Source organism: Okeania sp. SIO2F4 (assembly GCF_010672385.1).
In the GTDB taxonomy this organism is placed as follows: domain Bacteria; phylum Cyanobacteriota; class Cyanobacteriia; order Cyanobacteriales; family Microcoleaceae; genus Trichodesmium.
The window spans coordinates 1-7,760 of sequence record NZ_JAAHGT010000436.1 but is presented as its reverse complement, the minus strand read 5'-3'; the positions used below and the strand labels follow the sequence as shown (position 1 = coordinate 7,760).

Sequence of the window (7,760 nt, the reverse complement as noted above, 5' to 3'; positions counted from 1 at the left end):
TAATTGGCTTTAACCCGATTCCAAATTCCTTCCCTTTGCCAATGGGAAGGTATATTGATTTTTCTAATGATTGATTTTACTGTTGCTATTCGAGCATATAACTCAGCCAAGAATTTGCCTCAAATTTTGGGCAGACTTAAAAATCAGGTGGGAATAGAAGAAATAGACTGGGAAATTGTTATAGTTGATAACAACAGCACAGATAATACAGCCCAAATAGTTGCTAATTACCAATCTAATTGGGGAGAAAAATTTCCTCTCAAATATTTTACTGAAACTCGGCAAGGATGTGCTTTTGCCAGAAGGAAAGCAATGGAAAAAGCACAAGGTTCTTTAGTAGGTTTTATTGATGATGATAATTTACCTGCACTTGACTGGGTTGCTAAAGCTTATGCTTTTGGTAAATCACATCCTAAAGCAGGTGCTTATGGAGGACAAATTCATGGGGAATTTGAAGTTGAACCACCTCAAAATTTTCAAAAGATAGCTGTGTATTTGGCAATTATTGAAAGAGGTCAAAAAGCTTTTTGCTATAAGCGTAAGAAAAAAGTTTTGCCTCCAGGAGCTGGTACAGTTGTTTCTAAAAAAGCATGGCTAGAAAGTGTTCCTGAAAATTTATTCCTGACAGGAACTGCTGGAAAATCTTTGGCACTTAAAGGAGAAGATATGGAGGTTTTTGCTCATATACAAAATGCAGGATGGGAAATTTGGTACAATCCTGAAATGCATCTCCATCACATGATATCTTCTTCAAGATTGGAGCGAAATTATTTACTATCTCTTGCGCGTGGTTCAGGGTTACACAGAAATCATATTAGAATGATCAGACTTAAACCTTGGCAAAGACCTTTAGCATTTTTGGCTTATCTAGTTAATGATTCTCGGAAAGCTTTATCTTACTTTATCAAAAACTATAATTTGCTGAAAACTGATATAGTTGCTGCTTGTGAAATGACACTACTATTAAGCATTTTAGTTAGTCCATTTTATCTATGGAAAGTGCAGTTATACCAGGAATTAAAAGTCAGGCAGGAGAGCAATCAAATTTTGGCTGTCGCCGACATGAAAGGCGACGTACAGTCAGAAGGAAAATCGTTGTCGTTACCCAATTTGAGTTCTTAAGAATGTCCTAAAAATTCTGGCTACTGCTATTTTAAGAAAAATATGGGAGCATCCAGTTTTTGTAAAAGCATTACCTAAAGTAATTACATACCAATGTTTTTAGCACCCCTTAAAACATCTAATACCAATTTGATAAATCTTTGCTACATTTTCTTGAGTGGGGGAGTAGGGGAGCAGGGGAGTGGGGGAGAAGTCAACACAAGAATAATTAATACTAACTAGCTAATAATTGTCAAAAAGGTTAAAGAGCAAGTTTTAATTATTTAATAATTGAAGTCTCACCTAAGTATAGCATTCTCTTTTCAAATTGGTATAACGTGAAAAATTGGGATACTTCCAAAAATATACATATTGCTATAGATAAATGAAAAAAATAAAGTAATATCATGTCCGGTTAAATAGTTATAATTAAAGCTCGTAGTAGGGCTTTAGCCCTATCTATACTTAGGGCTAAAGCCCTACTACAAACAAAAAAGTCATTTCCCCATTTTTGGTTTAAGGCTTAAAAATACAAAATCTCTGATGAAACCGACTATTTACTTTTATATTCCTCGTAAATTATTTCCCCAAAAGTTACCTGAAAATCCCCATGAGAATTGGGCTGGATTTGGTCTAGGAATTTACGCTTGGACATTGCAAACTTATCTGCGTCTAAAAGCAGATGGTTTTTCTTGTGAATTAGTGGATTATTTACCCTACTCTGGAATTGTTATTGTTCATCGCAATTCTCTTTATATTCATAAAGGCATTAAACCAGGAAAAAATTTACTTCTAATTTGTCTTAAAGCCGAATTAAATTTTTATCCCTATGCTCAATTTCATGTGGTACAAAATCCTCAAGAAACAACAGGTAGAAATAATTATAACTACTATATACCTCACTGGACACAACCAGGATTAATTCCTCGGAATATTGAACGGGGTAATCAGTTTAAAAATATTGTTTTTTTTGGTCATAAAAACAATTTAGCTCCGGAACTATTAAGTTTGAATTGGAAAAATGAACTCGATAAACTCGATTTAAATTGGTGCCCGATTATTAATCAAAATCACTCAACGGATTATCAAAAAATTGATAATCGTTGGAATGATTATAGTCAAGCTGATGCAGTAGTTGCTATTCGCAGTTTTGGCAAACAGAATAAATATGTAAACAAACCAGCAACTAAACTTTATAATGCTTGGTTAGCAGGTGTTCCCGCTATATTAGGTTATGAATCTGCATATCGTGCAGAGGGAAAACCTAACTTTAATTATTTAGAAGTGACTTCTTTGAAGGAGTTGCTTGACAGTTTAAAGAAGCTAAAATCCGATATAAACTTACGTCAGACTTTAGTAAGTAATGGTCAATTACAAACAGAAAAAATTAATCCCGATCAAACTACTAAAAAGTGGCGTTACTTTCTCACAGAAATTGCAATTCCTGCTTTTGATGACTGGTGTTCTAAATCTAGTTTAGTTCAAAATATGATTCTCGAAACTCGTTATTTATCTTGGGTGATTCATCGAGGAAAGTCTAAAATTATGTCTGTGGCATCAAATATTAAACTATGAAACTATTTTACTACAAACGTCGAGATGGGTTTAGTAATTTTGGAGATGAATTAAATAATTGGTTATGGCCTCAACTCCTACCAGAATTTTTTGATGAAGATGAAACAACGACTTTTATTGGCATTGGAACTCTATTAAATCAACTCTTACCTCAACGAATTCCCCAAGCTCAACGTTTAATTATTTTTAGTACAGGTGTAGGTTATGAACAGCCATTAAAAACTTTAGATAAAAATTGGAAATTGTACTGTGTTCGAGGAAAATTATCTGCTAAAAAGTTAGGTTTATCTCCTGATTTAGCAATTACAGACGGGGCAATTTTAACGAGACGTTTATATCAACCTTCACTGGAAAAAACTTATTGTTTTACTTATATGCCTCATATTCATCATGCTACTTTTGCAGGAGAAATTTGGCAGAATATATGTGAACAAATCGGATTTCATTATTTAGATCCCCGCTCCTCAGTAGATGAGGTTTTATCTACTATTAGCCAAACAGAAGTTTTACTAGCGGAAGCAATGCATGGGGCAATTATAGCTGATACTTTTAGAGTACCTTGGATTCCTATTATTACAAGTCCGAGAATTTTACTATTTAAATGGCAAGATTGGTGTTCTTCAATTGGTGTAGAATACTATCCTTATTTTCTTTCACCTTTGGTTAAATCTTATCCCCAATATGCTGGCGGAATTCGTTCCTCTCTAAATGCTTTTAGTCATTGGAAAAATAGTTTCCTCCAATTTCCCAACTTCAGACAAATTTGGCAACAACAAGAACAAGTTTCTGGTACACAACTGTTGAAAATTGCTCAAACTGGACGACAACAATTGAGTTCAGATACTAAACTTGAAAGTTTAACAGTTCAACTGGAAGAACAACTTGATATTTTGAGAAAAGATTGGTGTTCTAATCTACATTCCGCACGACAAAATGTAGAATAAAAAATAGGAGACAGGAGACAGGAGACAGGAGACAATTATAGTGGTCATAATTGAGTAAGTAATTAAGTATTTATGCTTAATATTTTCCCGAGAATCTGACTCCAGAGAAAGCTCAATGAATCGGAGCTATATAGTATAAATACCTACCAAGCTACGTTTTAATCAATCTATAACTGTTTAACCGGATTTGATATTACAAGTTGACGTTCCGAATGTGGGTTCTAAATGAATCTTAGGTGGTGGTGGTGCATTGTAATGGTAGTGCATTGTAATTATTTTTGTTACGAGACATGGTAGTGGGAGCATCTTGCTCCCTGTACAGACGTTGCATGCAACGTCCCTACTATTTACCATTACTATGCAGGACTACTGAATCTTAGACTAGGAAATGTTTTTCCAACTGTTCTGTGTTCCCTGCTATAGCAATTCTTATACTTAGGTGAAAGGAAACAGAAAAGAAGAAAAACAAGTGTATTTCAATTTTACAAATTCTATTCTATTATACCAATTTGAAAAAAGAATGTTACGAATAGTAAGGGGGATAAAAATATTTTTCAGAAGATTTACCTTTGACAAAAAAGATAATTTCCGAGCTAAACATGGTATTCAAGGCATTCCCATGCGAATCATGACTCCTGAATTCCCCTCTTGGGAGGGGTTAGGGGTGGGTTGACTCAAACAAAAATCCTCTAGTCATTTGTAGCAAACATTTATCACGCTTGGTATTAGACATTTCCAATAATAAAAAATCAAATCAATTATCGCACTATACTTCATCAATTACTTCCACCTACTCCCTACTCCCTCTTTTCTGCAGAGGTCTATTGTAAACCCAACCTCCGCAGAATAGGAATCATAATATAATGACTCACACCCAGACAAAAACCACCAATACAACCTAACAAACTGAAAAAACTTATACTAGCAAAAAACTCTAACAAATTAGGCACACTTTGACTCACAACAATAAACTCTAAAAATAACTTGGGAAATATATTTAATTGCTCCAAACTAACAAAAACTATCGCAGTCAAACCAGCAACCAACAAAGCATAAACCGAACCATGCTTTCTTAAACCTAAACCCAGAGTCATAACACCAGTTGCTACCCCCACAGACAACTTACCCATAATTTCTAGAATAATTAAATCCTCTGTTGTCATGTAGACACTTGTGGCAACTTGGGAAAATTGCCAACATAACCCACCTACAATATAACCAACCATTCCCATAAATGCAGTCCGCCAATAACGACGACGTTGACCAAAACCCCCCACATCAGTTAAACCAACTCCAGTTCCCAAACCTGCCAAACCAAAGACAACTATTTCCGGACCGATAGTCAAAGGAACATCTGACACGAGAAACCAATAATTAGTAAATAAACTAGCAAAGCGATCGCCTACTCCCGACCAATAAGCAAAAATTAATCCGAATATTGCCCCAATACTTCCCCCAACTCCTCCCAGGATCATTTCCCAAATTGTATCAACACAACCTGCAAGTGTTTGATTAACTATTTGGGATGCAGAATGAGAAAGTCTACTAATATTGTCTCCCAAATTAATCAACAGAAGTTTCAAGAAATTTTTAATCCTTGTGCGAAAAGCAGATATTCCCAAAGACCTCTTTTGCTGTCGATAAATTTTAGCTAAACGGACTTGAACTTCTGCTGCTGTAGCTGGTCGTTGAGCTGAATCTAAACTAACCATATCATCCAGTAAGTTAGCCAAAGTTGGATTAACAGGTTTCAACTGTCGCCACTTCAATTTACCAGTAGAGGGGTCTTCCAATTCTGCCGGATATTGACCAGTCAGTAAATGAATGCAAGTCCGACCCAAAGCATAAAAATCTGTAAAAGGACCTATTTCACCTCCGGCAATTTGTTCTGGGGGACTATATCCAGGGGAAACTAATCTAGTTGTACTGCGTTTTGCCACAGTTTCTGTAGGTCTGATTTTATAATTACTCATTTGTTTCACTCCCCCAAAATCAATGATTACCAGTTGACCCTTGTTTTTTCTATGATGACGAGAAAAAGTTTGGGAGAATTTTGTCATTGAGGAAACTTTCACTCCTCGCAACATTAGATTAGATGGTTTAATATCCCTGTGAATAATTTTCCGACGATGTAGTTCCCATAAAATTTCTACAGCTTGGGAAAGCCAGTTAATGACATAAATATCGGGACATCCTTGGGGATATTGCTCAACAATATCCTCTAGGGTACAACCATCAATTTTTTCCATGACCAAACATGGCAAAAACCATTGGCTGGAATGGCCAACTTCTGAATGACGATTTCGCTTGCGGAGATGAAAATAGTTTTCTGGTTCGACTTTGGGAATGCCAGAATGACGTAAACTGGCTAGCACCAACGCCTCCTGGTCAAATAGTTCAAGAGCCTTGGGGGAGGTTTCAAGTAATACTTTGAGAATACGTTCGGTTTGAGTTTTTTGGTCCCAAACAATGTAAATTTGGGCAAATCCACCTGTACTTATTTTTCGCAGGGGAATGTAGCGATCGTTTAGTAGGAGTGGAGTTCCACAACTTTGACAAAATTTATTGCCCCATGCCTGGATTGGATTTGGACAATGGGGGTTTATGCAATGGATTTTCGATAATAGGGACTGATGCACAGCACATCTACATTAGAGTATGGGTTAAGGACAATGAGAAAATTACTTATTATTTTCACATTTCCTCACAGCAGTTATCAGGGATAATGCTACCTGTACACAATTAATATAGCGTTTAATTAGAGTATAGAAAGAAAGAAATAACAAATGCAAAAGGTTATAATTATTGGATCTGGCCCAGCAGGATTATTACTAGCCCACTATCTACTCAGTCGAGGAAATTACCAGGTTGAGATTTATGAGAGTCGGCTCGATCCTCGATTGGCAGAACAATCAAATCAGCGTACCTTTCCAATTGCTCTACAGTCACGAGGTCTAAATGCTATTGAGCAGATTGTTGGGTTGAAAGTAGCTTTAGCAAAAAAAGGAGTTTGGTCTCAAGGAATTTTAATTCATCGCAAGCAAGGCAAACCTCGTCAGATTAACCGGAAAATGCCTACACTACTGATTGACCGCAATCAACTTAATTTAGTGCTATTGGAAAATTTGCTAGAGAAGCATAGTAGGGAATTGGTGACGGTCAAATTTGATTGTTCCTGCGTTGATATTAATCTAGAAAGTCACGAAGCGATCCTCGATCACAACAATGGAGAAAGGTTTACGGCTAAATACGATCGTCTGGTGGGAGCTGATGGAGTACGTTCCCAGGTACGGGAGGTATTGAGTGCTAGAGGAGATATCCAATGTCAACAAGATTTTATCCCAGACGTATACAAATCATTGCACGTTCCTAGAATTGCTCCAGATAAAACAGTAGAGCTGGCAGGAAATTACCTTCACACCTCAACTTTAGGCAAAGGAATTCGATTAGTTCTAGCTCCTCAACCTGACGACTGGCTTCATGGAACGCTGATATTTTCCCCAGATAATAATCCCCTGGAAAATTGCACTACTGATGAAGAAGTTCTAGCTTATTTTCAAGAGAACACCCCATTTATCAAACCTGTGATGCGGTTAGAAGATGTTGCTGTCCTCCGGCAAAACCCTGTATCAAAAATTTTAACAGTGAAGTGCGACCGGATGCACGTCGGCGATCGGATTTTGCTTGTTGGTGATGGTGCCCATGCAGTTTCTCCATCTATTGGACAAGGATGTAATGCTTCACTGCAAGATGCGCAGGTATTTTCTCAATGTTTAGCTCGGTACGAGGATAAATGGGAAGAAGCGCTGCCAGCTTTTACAGCGGAGCGACTATCAGATGTTCATGCCTTGCGAGAGTTGTCAGATTATACCTTTCCCCGCTCAAAACCTATGATGTTAGAATTTGTCTTTCGCCTAACCATTGGTAAGAAGCTAAGACCTTGGTTTCCATTGCTGACAAATCCTCTGCCGATGGAGTTGATCATGGAGAGTGAACTTCCCTATTCTGAAGTGCTTAAACAAAGCCAAGGCTGGATTAATCGAGTAAGAGAATCAATGCAGAATTAAATCGTAGGTTTCTATTCAAATGCCCCATCTCGTAAGTGTTGTTCTTCTGGCAATGGTCATTTCAGTTATCAGA

The 7,760-nt window shown here is 36.9% G+C and carries 5 protein-coding genes; 4 read left to right on the top strand and 1 reads right to left on the bottom strand.

Features of this window, described 5'->3' with window-relative positions:
- Positions 1 to 66 precede the first annotated feature (66 nt).
- The 3 genes from hpsE to F6K22_RS23940 all read left to right on the top strand — a co-directional run bounded on the left by hpsE (position 67) and on the right by F6K22_RS23940 (position 3,620).
- Positions 67 to 1,122: a hormogonium polysaccharide biosynthesis glycosyltransferase HpsE gene (gene hpsE / locus F6K22_RS23950; protein ID WP_293103673.1), complete on the top strand. Its 1,056-nt coding sequence runs from the start codon at positions 67 to 69 to the stop codon at positions 1,120 to 1,122.
- Between the two features lie 522 nt (positions 1,123 to 1,644).
- Positions 1,645 to 2,676 carry a hypothetical protein gene (locus tag F6K22_RS23945; RefSeq protein WP_293103670.1) on the top strand — a complete coding sequence of 344 codons (1,032 nt, stop codon included), beginning with the start codon at positions 1,645 to 1,647 and terminating at the stop codon, positions 2,674 to 2,676.
- Positions 2,673 to 3,620: a polysaccharide pyruvyl transferase family protein gene (locus tag F6K22_RS23940; protein WP_293103667.1), complete on the top strand. Its 948-nt coding sequence runs from the start codon at positions 2,673 to 2,675 to the stop codon at positions 3,618 to 3,620. The genes F6K22_RS23945 and F6K22_RS23940 overlap by 4 nt, the downstream gene beginning before the upstream one ends.
- 821 nt (positions 3,621 to 4,441) lie before the next feature.
- On the opposite strand, the gene F6K22_RS23935 is transcribed toward F6K22_RS23940, so the two are convergent.
- Positions 4,442 to 6,259: a protein kinase domain-containing protein gene (locus F6K22_RS23935; RefSeq protein ID WP_293103664.1), complete on the bottom strand. Its 1,818-nt coding sequence runs from the start codon at positions 6,257 to 6,259 to the stop codon at positions 4,442 to 4,444.
- A 147-nt stretch (positions 6,260 to 6,406) separates the two neighbouring features.
- Between F6K22_RS23935 and F6K22_RS23930 the strand changes: the two genes are divergently transcribed.
- Complete coding sequence (locus tag F6K22_RS23930; protein ID WP_293103661.1) at positions 6,407 to 7,687, top strand: FAD-dependent oxidoreductase; 1,281 nt, start codon at positions 6,407 to 6,409, stop codon at positions 7,685 to 7,687.
- Positions 7,688 to 7,760: the final 73 nt, after the last annotated feature.